General features: G+C 59.3%; 1 pseudogene. It reads left to right on the plus strand.

Annotation, left to right across the window (positions count from 1 at the left end):
- Positions 1–246: pseudogene (locus EN818_RS31415) on the plus strand (phosphonate monoester hydrolase); the annotation flags it as partial.
- Between the last annotated feature and the right edge of the window lie 86 nt (positions 247–332).

Consider the following 332-nt stretch of genomic DNA (forward strand, 5'->3'; position numbering starts at 1 on the left):
GTCCGCTCGGCGGACTTCAAATATGTCCATTTCAGTAGCAGCCTGCCGCCGCTTTTGTTCGACCTGTCGAAGGACCCGGGAGAGCTGAACAATGTGGCGAACGACCCGGCTTATCTGCCGGTGCGACTGGAGTTCGCCGAAAGGATGCTCGCCTGGCGCGCAGCCCACCTGGATCAGTCACTGGCGATGGCGGAGCGGACGGAAGACGGCGTGGCTGGGTACGTGAGTAGGGGAGTAGGGGAGTAGGGGAGTAGGGGAAAACACAACGGTCGTTATCCGCCAGCTTCCTTTTCTACTCCCTATTCCCTTACTCCCCTATTCCCTTACTCTCC

It is taken from the genome of Mesorhizobium sp. M3A.F.Ca.ET.175.01.1.1, assembly GCF_004791945.1.
In the GTDB taxonomy this organism is placed as follows: domain Bacteria; phylum Pseudomonadota; class Alphaproteobacteria; order Rhizobiales; family Rhizobiaceae; genus Mesorhizobium.